Source organism: uncultured Pseudokineococcus sp. (genome assembly GCF_947495735.1).
Taxonomy (GTDB): domain Bacteria; phylum Actinomycetota; class Actinomycetes; order Actinomycetales; family Quadrisphaeraceae; genus Pseudokineococcus.
The window spans coordinates 57,349-74,576 of record NZ_CANMAA010000013.1; the positions used below are offsets into that span (position 1 = coordinate 57,349).

General features: G+C 76.8%; 20 protein-coding genes. 11 read left to right on the forward strand and 9 right to left on the reverse strand.

Going from position 1 to position 17,228, the window contains the following annotated elements; genetic code table 11:
- Positions 1-79 precede the first annotated feature (79 nt).
- From Q0848_RS15265 to Q0848_RS15280, 4 genes are all read left to right on the forward strand, one after another.
- Positions 80-577, forward strand: a complete 498-nt coding sequence (locus Q0848_RS15265) for a DUF2306 domain-containing protein (RefSeq protein WP_299039052.1) — start codon at positions 80-82, stop codon at positions 575-577.
- Positions 578-759: 182 nt separating this feature from the next.
- Entirely contained in the window at positions 760-1,536 is a 777-nt protein-coding gene (locus tag Q0848_RS15270) for a basic amino acid ABC transporter substrate-binding protein (RefSeq protein WP_366146632.1), read from the forward strand.
- Positions 1,537-1,618: 82 nt separating this feature from the next.
- Entirely contained in the window at positions 1,619-2,404 is a 786-nt protein-coding gene (locus tag Q0848_RS15275) for an amino acid ABC transporter permease (protein WP_366146633.1), read from the forward strand.
- Complete coding sequence (locus tag Q0848_RS15280; protein WP_299039058.1) at positions 2,401-3,207, forward strand: amino acid ABC transporter ATP-binding protein; 807 nt, start codon at positions 2,401-2,403, stop codon at positions 3,205-3,207. Before Q0848_RS15275 ends, Q0848_RS15280 begins: the two co-directional genes overlap by 4 nt.
- 32 nt (positions 3,208-3,239) lie before the next feature.
- Here the strand turns inward: Q0848_RS15280 and Q0848_RS15285 are convergent, their stop codons facing one another.
- On the reverse strand, positions 3,240-3,797 hold the full coding sequence (locus Q0848_RS15285) for a maleylpyruvate isomerase family mycothiol-dependent enzyme (RefSeq protein ID WP_299039060.1): 558 nt from the start codon (positions 3,795-3,797) through the stop codon (positions 3,240-3,242).
- A 39-nt stretch (positions 3,798-3,836) separates the two neighbouring features.
- Here Q0848_RS15285 and Q0848_RS15290 point away from each other — a divergent pair, with 39 nt between their 5' ends.
- Entirely contained in the window at positions 3,837-4,724 is an 888-nt protein-coding gene (locus tag Q0848_RS15290) for an AraC family transcriptional regulator (RefSeq protein ID WP_299039062.1), read from the forward strand.
- On the opposite strand, the gene Q0848_RS15295 is transcribed toward Q0848_RS15290, so the two are convergent.
- Positions 4,697-6,034, reverse strand: a complete 1,338-nt coding sequence (locus Q0848_RS15295) for a DUF418 domain-containing protein (protein WP_299039064.1) — start codon at positions 6,032-6,034, stop codon at positions 4,697-4,699. The genes Q0848_RS15290 and Q0848_RS15295 overlap by 28 nt on opposite strands.
- Positions 6,035-6,182: 148 nt before the next feature.
- Between Q0848_RS15295 and Q0848_RS15300 the strand changes: the two genes are divergently transcribed.
- Both Q0848_RS15300 and Q0848_RS15305 read left to right on the forward strand, forming a co-directional pair.
- Positions 6,183-6,749: a hypothetical protein gene (locus Q0848_RS15300; RefSeq protein ID WP_299039067.1), complete on the forward strand. Its 567-nt coding sequence runs from the start codon at positions 6,183-6,185 to the stop codon at positions 6,747-6,749.
- A gap of 147 nt (positions 6,750-6,896) precedes the next feature.
- The gene (locus Q0848_RS15305) at positions 6,897-7,310 is read left to right on the forward strand and encodes an MmcQ/YjbR family DNA-binding protein (RefSeq protein WP_299039070.1); all 414 of its coding nucleotides are present in this window, start codon (positions 6,897-6,899) and stop codon (positions 7,308-7,310) included.
- 43 nt (positions 7,311-7,353) lie between these two features.
- On the opposite strand, the gene Q0848_RS15310 is transcribed toward Q0848_RS15305, so the two are convergent.
- The gene (locus Q0848_RS15310) at positions 7,354-8,754 is read right to left on the reverse strand and encodes a permease prefix domain 1-containing protein (protein ID WP_299039072.1); all 1,401 of its coding nucleotides are present in this window, start codon (positions 8,752-8,754) and stop codon (positions 7,354-7,356) included.
- Positions 8,754-9,140 (reverse strand): PadR family transcriptional regulator, encoded by a 387-nt coding sequence (locus tag Q0848_RS15315; RefSeq protein ID WP_299039073.1) that lies wholly within the window; start codon positions 9,138-9,140, stop codon positions 8,754-8,756. The genes Q0848_RS15310 and Q0848_RS15315 overlap by 1 nt, the downstream gene beginning before the upstream one ends.
- A gap of 158 nt (positions 9,141-9,298) precedes the next feature.
- Between Q0848_RS15315 and Q0848_RS15320 the strand changes: the two genes are divergently transcribed.
- Both Q0848_RS15320 and Q0848_RS15325 read left to right on the forward strand, forming a co-directional pair.
- Positions 9,299-9,634, forward strand: coding sequence for a TfoX/Sxy family protein (locus Q0848_RS15320; protein ID WP_299039075.1), 336 nt, complete (start codon positions 9,299-9,301; stop codon positions 9,632-9,634).
- A 77-nt stretch (positions 9,635-9,711) separates the two neighbouring features.
- Complete coding sequence (locus tag Q0848_RS15325; protein ID WP_299039077.1) at positions 9,712-10,668, forward strand: hypothetical protein; 957 nt, start codon at positions 9,712-9,714, stop codon at positions 10,666-10,668.
- Positions 10,669-10,747: 79 nt separating this feature from the next.
- Here the strand turns inward: Q0848_RS15325 and Q0848_RS15330 are convergent, their stop codons facing one another.
- The 5 genes from Q0848_RS15330 to Q0848_RS15350 form a co-directional block, all read right to left on the reverse strand.
- A complete protein-coding gene (locus Q0848_RS15330) occupies positions 10,748-12,391 on the reverse strand; it encodes an alpha/beta fold hydrolase (protein WP_299039079.1) in 1,644 nt (547 codons plus the stop codon).
- Between the two features lie 67 nt (positions 12,392-12,458).
- Positions 12,459-12,869 (reverse strand): TIGR03618 family F420-dependent PPOX class oxidoreductase, encoded by a 411-nt coding sequence (locus Q0848_RS15335; protein WP_299039080.1) that lies wholly within the window; start codon positions 12,867-12,869, stop codon positions 12,459-12,461.
- 229 nt (positions 12,870-13,098) lie between these two features.
- The gene (locus Q0848_RS15340; protein WP_299039082.1) at positions 13,099-13,302 is read right to left on the reverse strand and encodes a cold-shock protein; all 204 of its coding nucleotides are present in this window, start codon (positions 13,300-13,302) and stop codon (positions 13,099-13,101) included.
- A 220-nt stretch (positions 13,303-13,522) separates the two neighbouring features.
- A complete protein-coding gene (locus Q0848_RS15345) occupies positions 13,523-14,140 on the reverse strand; it encodes a DUF4190 domain-containing protein (RefSeq protein WP_299039084.1) in 618 nt (205 codons plus the stop codon).
- 67 nt (positions 14,141-14,207) lie between these two features.
- Positions 14,208-15,116 carry a pentapeptide repeat-containing protein gene (locus tag Q0848_RS15350; RefSeq protein WP_299039085.1) on the reverse strand — a complete coding sequence of 303 codons (909 nt, stop codon included), beginning with the start codon at positions 15,114-15,116 and terminating at the stop codon, positions 14,208-14,210.
- Positions 15,117-15,328: 212 nt separating this feature from the next.
- Here Q0848_RS15350 and Q0848_RS15355 point away from each other — a divergent pair, with 212 nt between their 5' ends.
- Positions 15,329-15,805 (forward strand): DnaJ family domain-containing protein, encoded by a 477-nt coding sequence (locus tag Q0848_RS15355; RefSeq protein WP_299039088.1) that lies wholly within the window; start codon positions 15,329-15,331, stop codon positions 15,803-15,805.
- Positions 15,806-15,942: 137 nt separating this feature from the next.
- Complete coding sequence (fdhA, locus tag Q0848_RS15360; protein ID WP_299039091.1) at positions 15,943-17,163, forward strand: formaldehyde dehydrogenase, glutathione-independent; 1,221 nt, start codon at positions 15,943-15,945, stop codon at positions 17,161-17,163.
- Positions 17,164-17,228: the final 65 nt, after the last annotated feature.

The window sequence follows — 17,228 nt, forward strand, 5'->3', positions numbered from 1 at the left end:
GCGCCCGGGTCTTGACCATCCACTGTAGACCGTGCCACGCTCCCGGCATCGACAGTCCACAGTGGACACGGGAGCCGAGATGGACCTGCACACCGCCCTGCTCGTGCCGCACGTCGTCGCCGGCGGCCTCGGGCTGCTGCTCGGCCCCGTCGTCATGGCGCTGCCCAAGCGGCGCGACCGCCACGGCCTCGCCGGCCGGGTCTACGTGCCCGTCGCGGTCGTCATGACCACGACGGCGCTGGGCCTGTTCGCCCTCGACCCCGGGCGCCTGTGGGGCCTCGCCCTGATCGCCGCCGCGACGCTCGTCACCGCACTCTCGGGGGCGTCCCTGGCCCGCCGCCGGCCGCGCGGCTGGGTGCCGGCGCACATCCGCCTCATGGGCGCGTCCTACCTGTCCTTCGTCACGGCCTTCCTGCTCACGCAGTGGTCGAGCCCGCTCGCCTGGATCCTCCCGACCGCCGTCGGCACGCCCCTCATGGCCCTGGCGGTCTCCCGGCTCCCGCCCGGGATGCGCGCGACGGGCGGGCGACCGCGGAGCGCCGCCGCCCGCCCCGCCGAGACGGTGCCCGGCACCTGAGGCCGCGCGTCACGGTGCCGTCACGACGTGCGCGGCACGGACCCGCGCGCACCCGGGGCCCCGCGAGCGGTGGCAGAGTTCGGCCACTCGCCCGTCGACGCCGGCGGGCCGCACCCCGAGCACCGGAGGATCCCGTGACCAGGACCAGGACGACCGTCGCCGCCGCCGTGAGCGCGCTCGCGCTGCTGGGCGCCGCCGCCTGCGGGAGCGAGGAGGAGCCGGCGACCACCGAGGGCGGCGTCGAGCTCATCTCGGCCGGGACGCTGACGACGTGCACGCACCTGCCCTACGAGCCCTTCCAGTTCGAGGACGGCGGAGAGATCGTCGGCTTCGACGTGGACGTCGTCGACGCGATCGCGGCCGACCTGGGGGTGGAGCAGGAGGTCATCGACATCCCCTTCGAGACCATCCAGTCGGGCGAGGCGCTCAACGCCGGCCAGTGCGACCTCGCGGCCGCCGGCATGACGATCACGGACGTGCGCGAGGAGAACATGGACTTCTCCACGCCGTACTTCGAGGCCACGCAGGCCCTCATCACCCCCGTGGGCTCCGGCCTCGACTCCGCCGACGCGCTGGAGGGGCGCCGCCTCGCGGTCCAGTCCGGCACGACCGGCGCCGTCTACGCCGAGGAGCAGATCCCCGGCGCCGAGCTGGTCACCTTCGAGGACCTCGCGCTGCTCCTCACCGCGGTCGAGAGCGGCCAGGTGGACGCCGCCATCAACGACAACGGCGTGCTGCTCGACTACGCCGCCGACAACCCCGACCTCGAGGTGACCACCGAGTTCAACACCGGCGAGCAGTACGGCATCGGGGTCCGCACGGGCAACACCGCGCTGCTCGAGCAGGTCGACGCCACCCTCGCGCGCCTCGACGACGACGGGAGCTACGACGAGATCTACACGACGTGGTTCGGGGCGGCGCCGGGCGAGGCGGCGAGCGCCGCGCCGACCGGCAGCTGACGCGGCCGGTGAGCAGCAGGAGGTCACGGTGACGTCCGCCGGGTCGGCGCGACCGGCGGCGCCGCGGGCGGGGCTGCGGGAGCTGCTGCGCAGCCCCCGCCGCCGCGCCCGCGTCATCCGCGGGGTGCAGTACGCCGTCCTGGTCGCGGCGCTCGTCGCCATCGCCCTGGTCGCGGACTGGGGCGAGATCCGCCGCGCCTTCCTCGACCCCGAGGTCGCCGCGGCCCAGTTCCCCGACGTGCTGACCGTGGCGCTGGTCAACACGGTCGTCTACACGCTGCTGGGCTTCACCTTCGGCCTGGCGCTCGGCCTCGTGCTGGCGCTCATGCGGCTGTCCAGCGTGGCCCCCTACCGCTGGCTCGCGACGATCTACATCGAGTTCTTCCGCGGGCTCCCGGCCCTGCTGGTCTTCATCGCCATCGGCAACGGCATCCCGCTGGCCTTCGGCGTCTTCCTCAACCGCTACGTCGTCGTGACCCTCGCGCTCGGCCTCGTCGGCGCCGCCTACATCGGGGAGACCATCCGCGCGGGCATCCAGGCCGTCCCGAGGGGGCAGGTCGAGGCGGCTCGGTCGCTGGGCATGTCGGCGGGTCGGGCGACGCTGACCATCGTCATCCCCCAGGCCTTCCGCATCATCCTGCCGCCGCTCACCAACGAGCTGATCATGCTGACGAAGGACTCCTCGCTCGCCTACCTGCTCGGCGCGACGATCGCTGAGCGAGAGCTGGCGCAGTTCGGGCGCGCGGCGCTCAACGACTACCGGAGCCTGACCCCCGTCCTCGTGGCTGGGCTCTGCTACCTGATCATCACCGTGCCGCTCGGCTTCGTCGTGCGGCGTCTCGAGTCCAGGACGGCGAGGTCGCGATGAGCGCCTCCGGCACCAGCAGCTCCCTCGAGGCGCCGGGCGCCTCCCGCGGCGAGGACGACGCGGTCGTCGTCCTCGACGGCCTCGTCAAGCGCTTCGGCGAGACCGAGGTGCTCACCGGCATCGACCTCGAGGTCCGCCGCGGCGAGGTCGTGTGCGTCATCGGGCCGTCGGGCTCCGGCAAGTCGACGCTGCTGCGCTGCGTCAACCTCCTCGAGGAGCCGAGCGGCGGGCGCGTCGTCGTCCGCGGCACGGACGTCACCGACCCGGACTGCGACATCGACGCGGTCCGCCGGCACGTCGGCATGGTCTTCCAGTCCTTCAACCTCTTCCCCCACCTCACCGTGCTGGAGAACTGCACGGTGGCCCAGCGGAAGGTGGCGAAGATCGGGAAGGCGGAGGCCGACGAGCGCGCGCGGGCGAACCTCGAGCGCGTGGGCCTGGGCGAGCGCGGCGACGCCTATCCCGCCGAGCTCTCCGGGGGCCAGCAGCAGCGCGTGGCGATCGCCCGGGCGCTGAGCATGGAGCCCGACCTCATGCTCTTCGACGAGCCGACCTCCGCCCTCGACCCCGAGCTCGTGGGCGACGTCCTCGAGGTGATGCGCGACCTCGCCGACGAGGGCATGACCATGCTCGTGGTGACCCACGAGATGGAGTTCGCCCGTCAGGTGGCCGACCGCGTCGTGTTCATGGACGGCGGCGTCGTGGTCGAGGAGGGCCCGCCCTCGCAGGTCATCGGGGCGCCGCGCGAGGCCCGCACCCGCGACTTCCTCGACCGGGTGCTCAACCCGACGCACGAGCGCTGACCGGGCGCGACGACCGGACTCGCGTGCTGGGCTCAGGCGGTGCGACCGAGGCGGGCGAGCACGCGCACCTCGCGTGGCGCGCCGACGGGGGCCTCCACGCCGGGCCGGCAGACGCCCTCCCCGTGGATCGCCTCGCCGAAGCCGTCCGCGCCGCCCTCGACCCGGTCCAGCTCGGCCTCGGAGAAGGTGCCGCCCGTCGAGCCGGCGCCGACGGCGCGGGCCACGTCCCAGCGGTGCACGAGCATGTCCCAGACGTAGAACTGCTCGAGCGTCGCGCCCAGCGTCGTGGGGCCGAACCAGCCGTCGTAGGCGATGGCGGGGACGGAGGGGTCCGCGAGGGCTGCGGCCACCCGACGGGCGTGCTCCCGCCACGCCGCGGCCGGGTCCGCGCTCAGGTCGGGCGCCTCGCCCAGGTCCACCCCGTGGGTGGCGAACAGCTCGCGCTGGGTGTCGACGAGGTGGGCTACCACGTCGCGGGCGGTCCACCCCTCGCACGGCGACGGCGCCTCCCAGCCCCCGGCAGGGACGGCGTCGAGGACGGCGGTGAGAGGTCGGTCGGCGGACTGGTGCTGCTGCAGCGTCGTGGTCATGCCGCCGGACCGTAGGGACTGCGAGCAGGCTGGGTCTTGATGGAACCCGACAGCACCCCGCCGCGAGCGCCGGCGCGCGCCGACCTCGTCGAGCGGGCCCACCTCAGGGACCCGCGGGACACCTCCCACGTCATGTCCCGCTACGACCCCGACCCGGGCCTGGCGCCCCTGGTGCGGCGCTTCTGGATCCCGGTCTGGTCGGTGCCGCCGGGGCAGGAGGCCCCGCAGCAGGTGCTGCAGCACCCCGTGTGCCTGCTGGTCGTGACACCGGACTACGCGCGCTTCTACGGCGTCACCTCGGGGCTGTCCACGACGGTGCTGGCCGGCGACGGCTGGGCGGTCGGCGTCATGTGCACCCCGGCGGCCGGGCACCTCCTCGCGCGACGGCCGCTCGCCGAGCACGCGGACCGCGCGGTCGACGTCGGGGAGGTCCTCGGCGCAGCGGCCGGCCCCCTCGTCGAGCGGGTGCGCACGGCGATGGCCGCCGACCCGCTCGACCCGGCGGCGCACGCAGCCGCGATGGCGGCCTACGGCGACGCGCTGCGCCCCCTCCTGCCCGTGGACGCCGAGGGCGAGCTCGTCGACCGCGTGGTCGCCTTCGTCGAGGAGCGCACCGACGTGACGCGCGTGTCCCAGGTCTGCGAGGCGTTCGGCCTGTCGGAGCGGGCGCTGCAGCGCCTCGTGCACCGGCGGGTCGGCCTCACGCCGAAGTGGCTGATCCAGCGCCGACGCCTCCACGAGGCCGTGGGGCGGCTGCGGGCCGGCGGGACCACGCACGCGGAGATCGCGGCGGACCTCGGCTACGCCGACCAGGCCCACCTCGTCCGCGACTTCTCGAGGGTGACGGGCACGACCCCCGGGCGCTTCGCCGCCGTCCACCGCACCGGTGTCGCGCAGGCTCAGGCGGACGACGCGGCGCGCCCGTAGACGAGCCGGCGGAGCAGCACCTCGGCGGGGCCGGCGCGACCGGCGCGCTCCAGCGCGACGGCGACGACCGCGGTGAGCGCGTACGTCGCCACGCCGACGGCCGCCACGAGCGCCGTGCCGGCACCGACGCCGAGACCCGCGCCCCACGGCGCCAGCAGCGGCGCCATGACCACGGACTGCAGGAGGCAGCTCGTCAGCGAGCGCTTCCCGACGGCGGCCGCGACCCACCAGGCCCGGCGGGGCGCCCACGGGCGGCCCTGCGACGTCGCGCGCTCCTGGCGGGCGCCCACGAGCCACCCCACCAGCGCCACGAGGGCGACGGCACCGGCACCGGCACCGGCCAGGCCCGTCCCGGCGTGCAGGACGCCGAGCAGGTACCCGACGGCCGGCCCGACCTCGCGCACCTGCACGGACGCGAGCACCAGCGGCACGGCGCCGGGCGCGCTCAGGGCGAAGCCGCCGACGGCGAGGCGGCGCAGGAGCGCCCGGTGCTCGACGGGGCGCTCGAGGACGCGGCGTCGGGCGAGCAGCAGACCCACGACCGCCGGGCTGGGGAAGCACACCACGAGGAGCGGGCCGCCGAGGAGGACGACGACCGCGCCCAGCGCCCGCGTCGCCGAGGACGCGAGGTAGGTGTCCGGGGCGAGGGGCAGCCCGTCGGTCGCACCGTCCTCGCCGAGGGCCACGCCGTCGAGCCCGCCGACGGCGAGGAACGGCAGCAGGCCCGCGGCCCCGACCCGGAGCAGCACCCGGTCGGACGCCCGCACGAGGAGCACGAGGGCCAGGTCGAGCAGCCCGTACGTGAGCAGGACGTCGCCCTCGAGCAGCAGGACGAGGTGCGCCAGCCCGAAGGCGCCGAGCCACAGCGACCGCCGCAGCAGCAGGGACCGGGCCTGCGGCCAGGGCGCGCCCCGCTCGGCCGAGCGCCGCACCACCACGGCGAGGCCGTGCGCCACGAGGAGCGTGAACATCGGGAACGCGCGGTTGTCGACGAGCAGGCCCACGACGCCGTCGGTCGCGCGGTCGGCCCCGGTGCCGTCGACGGGGCGGAAGCCCGGCCCCAGCACCCGGTCGGTGACGTGGGAGGTGCTGTTCGCGAGCGCGATGCCCAGCAGCGCCACCCCGCGGGCGACGTCGGGCACGGGCGAGCGCTCCGCGGCGGTCAGCGGGGCGGCGCGCGGGACGGGCGGGATGGCCGGCGGTGCGGTCGTCGCGACCCGCAGGCCGGCAGAGGCGGGCTCCGCCCGGGGGCGCCCGGCGCCCGCGCGGTGCCGGGGGGGCGTCGACGCCGAGACCGAGGTCCGCGTCACCCCTCGACGTCCGCCGCGGCGCGGGCCTCCCCCTCGGCGCGCGGGTGCGGAAGACTCCGGGCCGCGCCGGCCCACCCGCGCACCCGCCCGCCGGAGGGGCGGCAGGACGCCCCCCGGCCCCCGCGCGACGACCCCAGGAGGAGCCGCGATGAGCCGGCCTCGCTGCCCGGAGCGCCTCGAGCCCGTCCGCGGCTGGCAGGCCCTGTGGCGCGGGGCGTACGAGGTCGAGCACGCCGGCTCGACGTGGACGGTCGACGTCGACTTCTTCGACTGGCAGGAGCGCGTGGGCCTGTACCGCGACGGGGTGCGCGTGGACGAGCGCCGCTCGCGGGCGCGCTTCGCCCTCCCCGGCGGAGCCCACCTCGACGCCCGGCTGTCCACCTTCGGCATGCGCCGCGCCCACCTCGTCGTCGAGGGGCGCGAGGAGCAGATGCGGCCCCTGCCCGGGACGGGCGAGGCGTGGCGGGCCGACCTCGGCCGACGGCGCCCGCGGCTGGCGAGGGCCCTCGCCGCGCTGTCGTGGGTCGTGCTCGCCGTCGCCCTGGTCACGCAGGTGCCCGGCTGGGTCGACGGCGCCGCGGGCCTGCTCGGCGCCGAGCCCGTCGTGGGCTGGGAGCTGCCGGGGCCGGCCGACTCCGTCCTGGTGGTCGCCGGCGTCCTCGCCGCGCTGGAGCGCGCGCTCGCCATGCGCTGGAACCGCTGGCTGGACGGGTGAGGGCCCGCCCGCCCGGGGCGTGGCCCCCCTGCGCCGCGCAGCCCCGCAGCCCCGCAGCCCCGCAGCCCCGCAGCCCCGCAGCCCCGCAGCCCCGCAGCCCGTGCCGATCCGTGCCGTCGTCGTCACCGCCGCGGCACACTCGCGGTCATGGCGACGTGGGACGACGTGCGGCGGCTCGTCGCCGCGCTGCCGGGCACCGAGGTGCACCCCTCCTACGGCGGCCGGCCGTCGTGGCGCGTCGGGGGACGGGCGTTCGTCTGGGACAGGCCCCTGACGGCGGTCGACCGGGAGCACCTCGGGCCGGGGGCGCCCCCCGAGGACGAGCCGCTGCTCGGCGTCCGGGTCGCCGACGAGGGCGTGAAGCAGGCCCTGCTCGCCGAGGAGCCGCGGGCCCTGCTCACCACGCCGCACCTCGACGGCTCCCCGGTGGTGCTCGTGCGGCTGGCGCGCGTCGGCGACGACCTGCTCGCCGAGCTCGTCGAGGACGCCTGGCGCGCCCGCGCCCCGCGCCGCCTCCTGGCGGAGCGGGACGGCCGGGACCGGGGACCCTCCGGGGCGTGACGGGCGCCGGTCACCGGCGACCTCGAGGTCGCCGGCCCCGGCGTCAGCGGTAGCCGAACAGCGGGGGCAGGGCCAGCACGACGACGGCCGCCCACCCGCCGAGCACGGGCAGGTAGGTCGTCTGCCACCGCGCCAGCCGGTCGGCGCGCGTACGGCCGGCCAGGAAGCGGACGGCCAGCACCGCGGCGACGACGAGGTCGACGAGCAGGACCGCGTTCAGACCCAGCGCGGCGACGCGGTTCGGCGTCCAGCCGAGGTCGCCGACCCGTCCGAGCAGCGCCACGAGCACGAGGGCGTCGAGCACCAGCGCGCTGACCACGGCGGCCAGCTGGGCCCAGTCCAGCGCCCCGGGACGGCGCGAGGGCTCCTGCGCGGACAGCGAGTAGAGGACCAGCCCCAGGACGACGACGAGCAGCAGGTCGAAGCCGAGCAGGAGGTCGCGGTCGAAGCCGGCCGCCAGCCCCGTCAGCGCGTACACGACGGCGGACGCCGTCAGCACGAGCGCGAAGAGCGGGGTGAAGACGGCGGTGAGCACCGGGGCCATGTTCTCGACGACCGACTGCTTGGCCTCGACGAGCCAGGCGGCGACGACGACCGCGCCGGCGGCCCCGGAGGGCACCAGCCACGCCAGGACCTGCTCGACGACCTGATCCCCCGCCGGCTGCAGGAGCAGCACCGTCAGCCCGACGAGCACCACCCCGCCGAGGGCGATGAGGGCGTAGTAGACGACCCACTCCCCCGTGAAGCGCACGACGTCCATGCGCCGCGACGGCGAGCGCCAGTCCCCGCCCACGAGGGCGTGCCCGACGGCGAACCACAGGACGACCGGCAGGTGCAGCGCGACGAGCAGCTCGGTCGAGGAGCCCTCGGCCCACGGCGAGGCGACCGCCACGGCGGCGCCGAGCGCGAAGGGCGCGGCGGCGGCGAGCCAGCCGCGGGCGCCGAGCCGGCGCCCGTCGCCCCGTCCGTCCCCCCGCCCGCCTCCCGGCCCGTCGCCGCCGCGCAGGCCGACGAAGGCGAGGAGGAAGAGCAGGACGAGCAGGACGTGGACGACCAGGTCCGCGGGCCGCTCGGGCGCGGCACCGAGCAGCCGGGGCACCTGCACGGCCGCCCCGGCGCCGACGGCGAGGAGCACCGCCTGCCGCAGGCGCCCGCGCGGTCGCCCGTCGTCGGCGGCCGGTGCCAGCACGAGCTGCTTCCAGAGCCGGTCGCTGTGCTCGCGGGCGTACTCGGCGGACAGCCCGTCGAGGGCGCCGAGGCGCCGCACGGCCACGAGGAAGGCCTCGTCGGCGTCGAGCCCGACCGCGCGCAGGTCCTCGACCGAGTCGCGCAGGTGGGCCTCGAGCTCCTCGACGTCCGCGGTGGCGACCGCCGGGGAGCGCCCGACGTGGGCGCGCCACTCGGCGATGCGCGCCTCGGTGCTGTCGACCTCGGGAAGACCCATCACGCGCCGCCGAGAGCGGGCCCGAGCGGGGGCAGCGACCCGGCCGCGGGCAGGGACGGCGCCTGCTTCCACACCCCGTCCAGCGCGCGGACGACGGCGCCCCACTGCCGGCGCTGCTCCGCGAGGGCGGCGCGACCGTCGTCGGTGATGGCGTAGTACTTGCGACGCCGCTCCCCCGGCGGGGTGCGCCAGTCGGTGGTCACCCACCCGAGCCGCTCGAGCCGGTGGAGCAGCGGGTAGAGCATCCCGTCGCTCCACTCCATGTCGCCGCCGGAGACCTCGCGCACGCGTCGGAGCAGCGCGTACCCGTAGCTCTCCCCCTCGCCGAGGATCGTGAGCACCAGCGGGGACGCCGAGGCCGCCACCAGCTCCTTGTCGATGTGCACTCCGACCTCCCGCGCTCCGCGTCGTGATACCTAGTAGTGCTATGCATAGCACCGCAGGGGGTCCGTTGGCCAGCACCCGGGAGCTGCGCCCCCCACCGGCGCCCGACCGCCGGCGCAGGAGCTCCCACGGGTGGCGCCGGAGGCGCCAGACTCACCGCGTGGCGGACGACGACGACCTCGCCGAGCGCGTGCGCGCCCTGCTGGCGCGCGAGCCCGACCGCGCCGAGCGGCGCATGTTCGGCGGCCTCGCCCTCCTGCTGGGCGGTCGCATGGCGCTGGCCGTCACCGGGCGCGGCGAGCTCATGGTGCGCGCCGGCGCCGACGCGGCCGAGGAGCTGCTCGAACGGGCCGGCGTCGAGCCCGTCGTCATGCGCGGACGCCCCACCCGCGGGTGGGTGCTCGTGCGTCCGGAGGTCCTGGAGGACGACGATGCGCTCGGCGACTGGGTCGCCCGCGGCGCCGCCACCGCGCGCTCCCTCGGCCCCCGGCGCTGACGCCCGCGCCCGACGACCGGGCGAGGACGCGTCCGCCTCGGCGGGCCGGGCGCGCGAGCGCCGCGCAGACTGCCGTCGTGGTCAGGGACGCGGGCGCCGTGGAGGTCCACGAGGGCGTGGAGCTGGCGCACCTCGACGACGAGCTCTTCGACGGCGCAGAGGCGACCAAGCGCGACCTCGTCGCCCACGTCGAGGCCCTGGCCGACCGGCTGCTGCCCGAGCTCGCGGGCCGGCCCCTGACCGTGGTGCGGGTCCGGCCCCGGCAGCGCCCGTTCGTCCAGAAGAACCTGCCGGCCTCCGCGCCGTCCTGGATCCCCGTCCGGGAGGTCTGGTCCGAGGCCTCGCACCGCACCGTCCGCTACCCGGTCGCCGACGACCTCCGCACGCTGGTGTGGTTGGCCGGGCAGCGGGCGGTGGAGCTGCACCCCGCGGTGCTCGACGGCGAGGGGCGCGCCAGCCGCCTGGTGCTCGACCTCGACCCGCCCGAGGGCGCGCCCTTCGCGGCGGTCGTCGCCGCGGCCCGCCTCGTGCGCCGGGCCCTGGACGACGCCGGACTGCGCGGTGCCGTGAAGACGAGCGGCGCGAAGGGGCTGCACGTCGTCGTCCCGGTCCGGGACGTCGCCGTCGAGGACGCCGCGGCCGCGACCCGGGCCCTGGCCGCACGCGCCGAGCGGCTGGACCCGGCGGCCACGACGACGGCCTTCCTCCTCGCCGACCGGCGGGGGCGCGTCTACCTCGACCCGACCCGCGCCGGGGGCGGCACGCTGGCGTGCGCGTACGGCCCGCGCATCCGCCCCGGCGCGCCCGTGTCCGTCCCCGTCGCCTGGGACGCGCTCGACGACGTCGTCCCCGGCCGGCCGACCCTGCGCGACGCCGCCCGCCTGCTCGGCGACGGCGACCCGTGGCGGGAGTCGCTGCCCGCCCCGCAGCCGGTGCCGCAGGACCTGGTGGCGGAGGGCCGCGCGATCCCCTCGCCGCGCGCCGCCGCGATGCACGAGGGGAAGCGACGAGCCCGGGCCCGCCGCGAGCCCTGACCCGCCGGCGCTGCTCCCCCGAGACCCGCGCCCCGGCCCTGCCAGCGACCGGCCCGCGCCGGGCGCAGAGGGGCTCGGGTCAGCCCGGCTCGACGCCGTAGGCGCGGGCGAGCAGGTCCAGGCGCTCGGCGCGGCCCAGGCGGGGCAGGTCGCCGCTGTCGCGCACCACGCGGCCGCGGGCGGCGAAGTCGGCGAGGAACCCGCGGGCCCAGGCGACGTCGGTGCGCGTGGGGCTCAGCGCCTCGTTGAGCACGCCGGCGTCGCCCGGGTCCAGGCAGAGCTTGCCGCGCAGGCCCAGGTCCATCGCGAGGTCGCAGGCCTCGCGCAGCCCGGAGCGGCCGCCGCCCGTGGTGGGGCCGTCCACGGGCGCGGGCAGCCCGCCGATCCGGCTGGCCACGACGAGCCGCGAACGCGGGTAGCCCATGGCCACCTGGGTGTCGGCGGTGGCCGTGTCGAGCCGGTAGTCCTGGCTGCCGAAGGCCAGGCGCACGCAGCCGCGGGCCCGGGCGATGGAGACGGCCTCCTCGACCCCCAGGGCGGACTCCACGAGCGCGACGACCGGCACCTCCCCGCCGAGCCGGTCGGCGGTCTCGGTGACCTGGGTCCCGGACTCGGTCTTGGACAGCACGACGCCGACGAGGCCGGGCAGCCCGCGCAGGGCGTCGACGTCGCGCGACCAGTGCTCGGTGGCGCGCCCGTTGACCCGCACCCACGCCCGGCCGCCCCCGGAGGGCCCGCCACCGGACAGCCACGCCACCGCCGCGTCGCGCGCCTCCTCCTTGCGCGTGCCGTCGACGGCGTCCTCGAGGTCGAGGACGAGCGCGTCGCACCCCGAGCGCGCGGCCGCGTCGACGTCGCCCGTGGCCGGCACGAGCAGCCACGAGCGCGCGAGGTCCAGGGGCACCGGCCGAGCCCGCGGCGCCCGGTCCGGGACGTCGGTGAGGAAGTCGATGGCCGCGGTGCGCAGGTGCCGCGAGGTGGGCGCGTTGAAGTGGTGCCGTCCGGGCACCTCGAAGAACGACCCCTCGGGGACGGCGGCGGCCAGTCGCCGCGAGCGCTCGAGGATCCCGTCCTCGCTGCCCGTGGCGAGGAGCACGGGCTGCTGCGGGGGCTCGGCGGGGTCGATGCCACCGCTGCCGTGCATCCCCTCGACGAGGCTGATGAGCGCTCGCACGTCGTTGCCGGCCACCGAGTCGGCCATCGTCAGGTAGGCGCTGGTGATCCGGTCGGTGACCTCCGCGCCGTCCTCGACGTGGGCGCGGGCCTGCTCGACGTCGAAGCGCTCCAGCGGCTCGCCGTCCGGGACGCCCCCGAGGACGGCGGACAGGACCCGATCCGGCACCTGGACGGCCGCCCGCCAGCCGACGCGCGCGCCGAGGGAGTAGCCGACGTAGTGCGCGCTGGCGACCCCGTGGGCGTCCAGGACGGCGACGACGTCGTCGACGAGCAGGTCAAGGCTGTAGCGGGCCGGGTCGTGCGGGGTGTCGCTGGCGCCGTGCCCGCGCTGGTCGAGCGCGATGACCCGGAAGCCCGCGCGGGGCAGGTCGCGGGTCCACCCCGTCTGCGCGAAGTTCGCGGCCGCGCTCGAGGCGAAGCCGTGCACGGCGACGACGACGGGGGCGTCCTCGCCGGAGCCCTCCTCGGGCTCCCAGACGTAGCTGGCGATGCGGGTGCCGTCGGTGGAGACCACCACGTGCGGCTCGGGGACGTCGGCGCTGACCACGGGGCCATCCTGGCGGACCCGCGCGTCGCCGGGACCGACGTGCTCCTCGGCGTCGCGCGGGCGGGGCTCACCCCTGGGCGGCCGCGCCCCAGCCGTGCCAGCGCTCCACCTCGACGCGGACGAGGACGCGCGGGCGGTCCCGTGCCGGGTAGTCCTCCCCGGTGTAGTGCCGGGAGAGCCGGTCGATGCCGGCGAGGCCCTCGTCGTCCTCGATCGAGACGACGCGCCCCTGGACGCTGACGTGGGTGTACCAGTCGCCCTCGGCCAGCGCCGTCAGGGAGACGCGGCCGTCGCGGCGCAGGTGGTCCAGCCGGGCCCGGCCCGCGTCGAGCCCCAGCAGCACGCGGCCGTCGTCCTCGACCAGGTACCAGGTGGCCACGGTCACCGGCCGGCCGTCGGCGGCCACGGTCGCCATGACCGCGGGGTTGGGCCGGGCGAGGAGCTCGGCGACGTCGTCGGGCAGCGGGGGCGTGGCCATGGGCTCACCGTGCCAGCGCCCCACCGCCACCGCGAGCGGTCCGCGGCGACGCGCTGACGCCGACCGCGGGGCAGCTCTCGCGAGCGGGGCGCGTCCGCGAGCCCCGCGGCGTCGGGCTACGGACGTGCAAGAGCCCGCCTCCCCCGAGGGGGAAGCGGGCTCTTGGAGTTCCTGCGACTACGTGGTGCCGGAGAGTCGGAACTCACCCGGGCTCACGAGGCGGGAAGGCTCAGAGGGCGCGGACGCCCTGGGCCTGGGGGCCCTTCTGGCCCTGACCGACCTCGAACTCCACGGCCTGGCCCTCGTCGAGGGTGCGGTAGCCCTGCATGTCGATCTCGCTGTGGTGCACGAAGACGTCAGCGCTGCCGTCGCTCGGCGAGATGAAGCCGAAGCCCTTCTCCGGGTTGAACCACTTCACGGTTCCCTGTGCCATGTGACCACCACTTCCTTCACGGGTGTCGGTCGCACACCGTGCGCGACCGGCCGACCCAAGCGACGGCGCCTCGGACCCTCCTGTCGGGACCTCGTTCTCACCGCCGCCTCGTTACCGCGAGCGTGGTTGACACGACACACGAAACTGGACGACGCGCCTTGTATAGCACCTCCAGCGCCTCACGTCGCCCCCGGAGCGTCGACGACCGGGGCCGCGCGCCTCACCGGGGCAGCAGCTCGGCCTCGGGGACGCCGTCGCGCAGGACCACCCGCACCTCGCGCTCCTGCGCGCCCTCCGGGCCGACCACGTCGACGGTGCACACGGCCTCGCCGGTCAGGACGGAGGCCGGGCACGACCCGGTGAGGTCGACGGGCTCCCCGCTCGCGCTCTGACCGGTGCAGGTGAGGACCACCTCGAGACCGGGTGAGGGCGAGCCGCAGTCGAGGGAGGAGGGGTCGACGCCGAGCTCCTCGACGACCTCGGTCGCCTCCGCGACCCCGGCGCGGGCCTGCGGGCTCCCCGAGACGAGGACGTCCTCGGCGGGCACCTCCCCGACCGCCTGCACGGTGCCCCACACGGGCGCCAGCGCCTGGACCGCGAGCACCGCGACGACGACCGACCCCGCGCCCAGCAGCACCGCCGCCCCCGAGCGCACGGCCCCGGTGCCCCGGCTCCGCGAGCGGACCAGGCCCACCAGGCCGGCCACCAGGGCCGGCACGCCGGTGAGGACGGAGAAGACGACGGACAGCACGCCGAGGACCAGGGCCGTCGTCGCGACGTCGTTGTGCGGGTCCTCGTGCGGGACGGCGACGTCGTCGTGACCGGTGGGGGAGCTCATGCGCGGGGCACCTCCTCGGGCCGGTGCGGGCCGGCCCCTCGCCGATGGGCGTCCGTGCGGGAGGACGTCAGCGCGCAGCGTGCCAGTGCGCGGGCCGGCCGAGGACGTCCGGCACGGTCGTCGCCCGGTCGCCGCTCGCCGCCTCCAGCTGCGGCCGGGTCAGGAACAGCGCCCCGGCCAGGCGCGCCCCGCGCACGTCGGCGCCGCGCAGGTCCGCCCCCAGCAGGTCGGCCCGCGAGAGGTCGGCACCGCGCAGGTCGGCGCCGAGCAGGAGCGCCCCGCGCAGGTCGGCGCCCCGCAGGTCGGCGTCGCGCAGACGCGCCCCGGCGAGGTCGGCGTGCGGGCCGACGCGCGGGGGACGGCGCCGGGCGCCGGACCGGACGCCGGCGCGCACCACCGAGCTGGTGCGCACCAGCAGCGGACCGACGTCGGCCCGCAGCGCCCCGACGTCCAGGGCCGCGAGCCCCGGCGCGTCGAGCTCGAGGGCGGCCCGCGCGCGGGCGCGCGCCGCGCGCAGCCGGGACCGCAGGGCCTCGACGTCGGCGCCCCCGCCCCGGTGGGCGTCGGCGAGCGCCACCGCCTCGGCGAGGTGGTGCAGGACCTCCAGCAGCGAGCGGCCCGGCGCGAGGGCGGCGTGCATCGCCGCGGTCTCCCGCGGGGAGCGCGCGGCCCGGGGCTCACCGAGGACCAGGCTGACGACGTGCTGGCCCGCGCCGAAGCAGTCGAAGACGACGCATCCCGGGAAGCCCTCGGGCCGCAGCCGGTCGTGGATGCCGCAGCGGGCGTCGCCTCGCAGGTTCGGGCAGGCGACCCCGGCCGGCTTGTCGATCGCGAAGTCGGCGGAGGCCGCGAAGGCGGGGGCCACGCAGCACAGGCCGACGCAGCGCGAGCAGTCCGCGCGCAGGGTCGAGCGGTCGTCGCCGTCGCGCCCGTCCGCGCCCGGGCTCCGGGGGCCCGCCGCCTCCGGGGAGGTCACAGGAGGATGAGGAGGAGCACCCCGGTCAGGAGCGCGGAGATCAGGAGAGAGCCCAGGCAGCCCAGGCGGTTGCTGAAGAAGAAGAACATGGCCCGAGTGTGGAGCGCCCCCGCCCGGGCCGCGCAGCGGGACGGGCGCACCGCCCGGTGGGCGGGCGCGACGACGCGTGCCGCAGCATGGGAGGCGCACGGCGGGCGAGGCGAGGAGGGCTGGTGGACGACCGGCGCAGGCGGCCCCACGACGTCCCGGTGACGGACTGGGTGGAGCAGCAGATCCGCGACGCCCAGCAGCGCGGCGCCTTCACCGGCCTGCGCCTGGAGGGCAGGCCCATCCCGGACCTGCACCGGCAGCGCAGCAGCCACCAGTGGGTCCTCGACTGGGCCGAGCGCGAGGGCGCCGACCTGTCCGCGGCGATGCCGGTCGGCCTCGCGCTGCGGCGCGAGCGGGCGGCGCTGCGCGCCGAGGTCCCCGAGCTGCGCTCCGAGGAGGCTGTCCGCGAGCTCGTCGCCGACTTCAACGGCCGGCTGCGCGACGCCTACCTGCGCCCGGTGTCCGGTCCGCCGCTCGCCGTCGGCCCGCTCGACCTCGAGGTCCAGCTCGAGCGGTGGCGGGCCGCCAACCCGCCCCGCCCCGCCCCGGCGCCCCCGGACCCGCCGCCGCGGCCGTGGTGGCGCCGGCGCCGGCGCTGACGCGGCCCCGGCCGTCCGCCGGCGGGGCCCGAGCGAGCGCACCGCCCCCGAGCGGTTGACAGCGCGCCGGGAGCGGTGGGCAGGATCGCTCCACCGGTCGCGACGACGCGACCGGCAGCTCTCCCAGGAGGTCCGTCATGGCAGGCAACCGCGCAGTCACGTACCGGGGACCGGGGAAGGTCGAGGTCGGCGAGATCCCCTACCCGACGTTCGAGCTACAGGACGGCCCCGGCGTCAACCCCGCCAACGTCGGACGGCAGCTGCCGCACGCGGCGATCCTCAAGGTCGTCACGAGCAACATCTGCGGCAGCGACCAGCACATGGTCCGCGGGCGCACGACGGCGCCGGAGGGGCTCGTCCTCGGCCACGAGATCACCGGCGAGGTCGTCGAGACCGGCCCGGGCGTGGAGTTCATCAAGAAGGGCGACCTCTGCTCGGTCCCCTTCAACATCGCCTGCGGCCGCTGCCGCAACTGCAAGGAGGGCAAGACCGGCATCTGCCTGAACGTCAACCCCGACCGCCCCGGGTCCGCCTACGGCTACGTGGACATGGGCGGCTGGGTCGGCGGGCAGGCCGACTACGTCCTCGTCCCCTACGCGGACTGGAACCTGCTGCCCTTCCCCGACCGCGACCAGGCGCTCGAGAAGATCCGCGACCTCACGATGCTGTCGGACATCTTCCCGACGGGCTTCCACGGCGCGGTGACGGCGGGCGTGAAGCCCGGCTCGACCGTCTACATCGCCGGCGCGGGCCCGGTCGGCCTCGCGGCCGCCGTCGGCGCGCAGCTCCTCGGCGCGGCCGCGGTGATCGTGGCCGACCTGGACGAGCGGCGGCTCGAGCAGGCGCGCAGCTTCGGCTGCGAGACGGTCGACGTCAGCAAGGGCGACCCGAAGGACCAGATCGAGAGCATCCTCGGCGTCCCCGAGGTCGACTGCGGCGTCGACGCCGTCGGCTTCGAGGCCCGCGGCCACGGCGACGGCTCCTCGTCCGAGGCGCCGGCCACGGTGCTCAACTCGCTCATGGAGATCACGGCCGCGGGCGGCGCCCTCGGCATCCCGGGGCTCTACGTCACCGGCGACCCGGGCGGCGTCGACGAGGCGGCGAAGAAGGGCTCCCTGTCGCTGAGCCTGGGCACCGGGTGGGCGAAGTCGCTGTCGTTCACCACCGGCCAGTGCCCGGTCATGCGCTACAACCGCCAGCTGATGACGGCGATCCTGCACGACAAGGTGCAGATCGCGAAGGCCGTGAACGCCACGGTGATCCCGCTGGAGGACGCCCCGCGCGGCTACGCCGAGTTCGACAGCGGCGTGGCGCAGAAGTTCATCCTCGACCCGCACGGCATGGTCCCCGCGGCCTGAGCCGCACCCGGGACGACCCGCACGAGGTCCCGCCCTCCCCCGCCGGGCGAGGGCGGGGCCTCGTG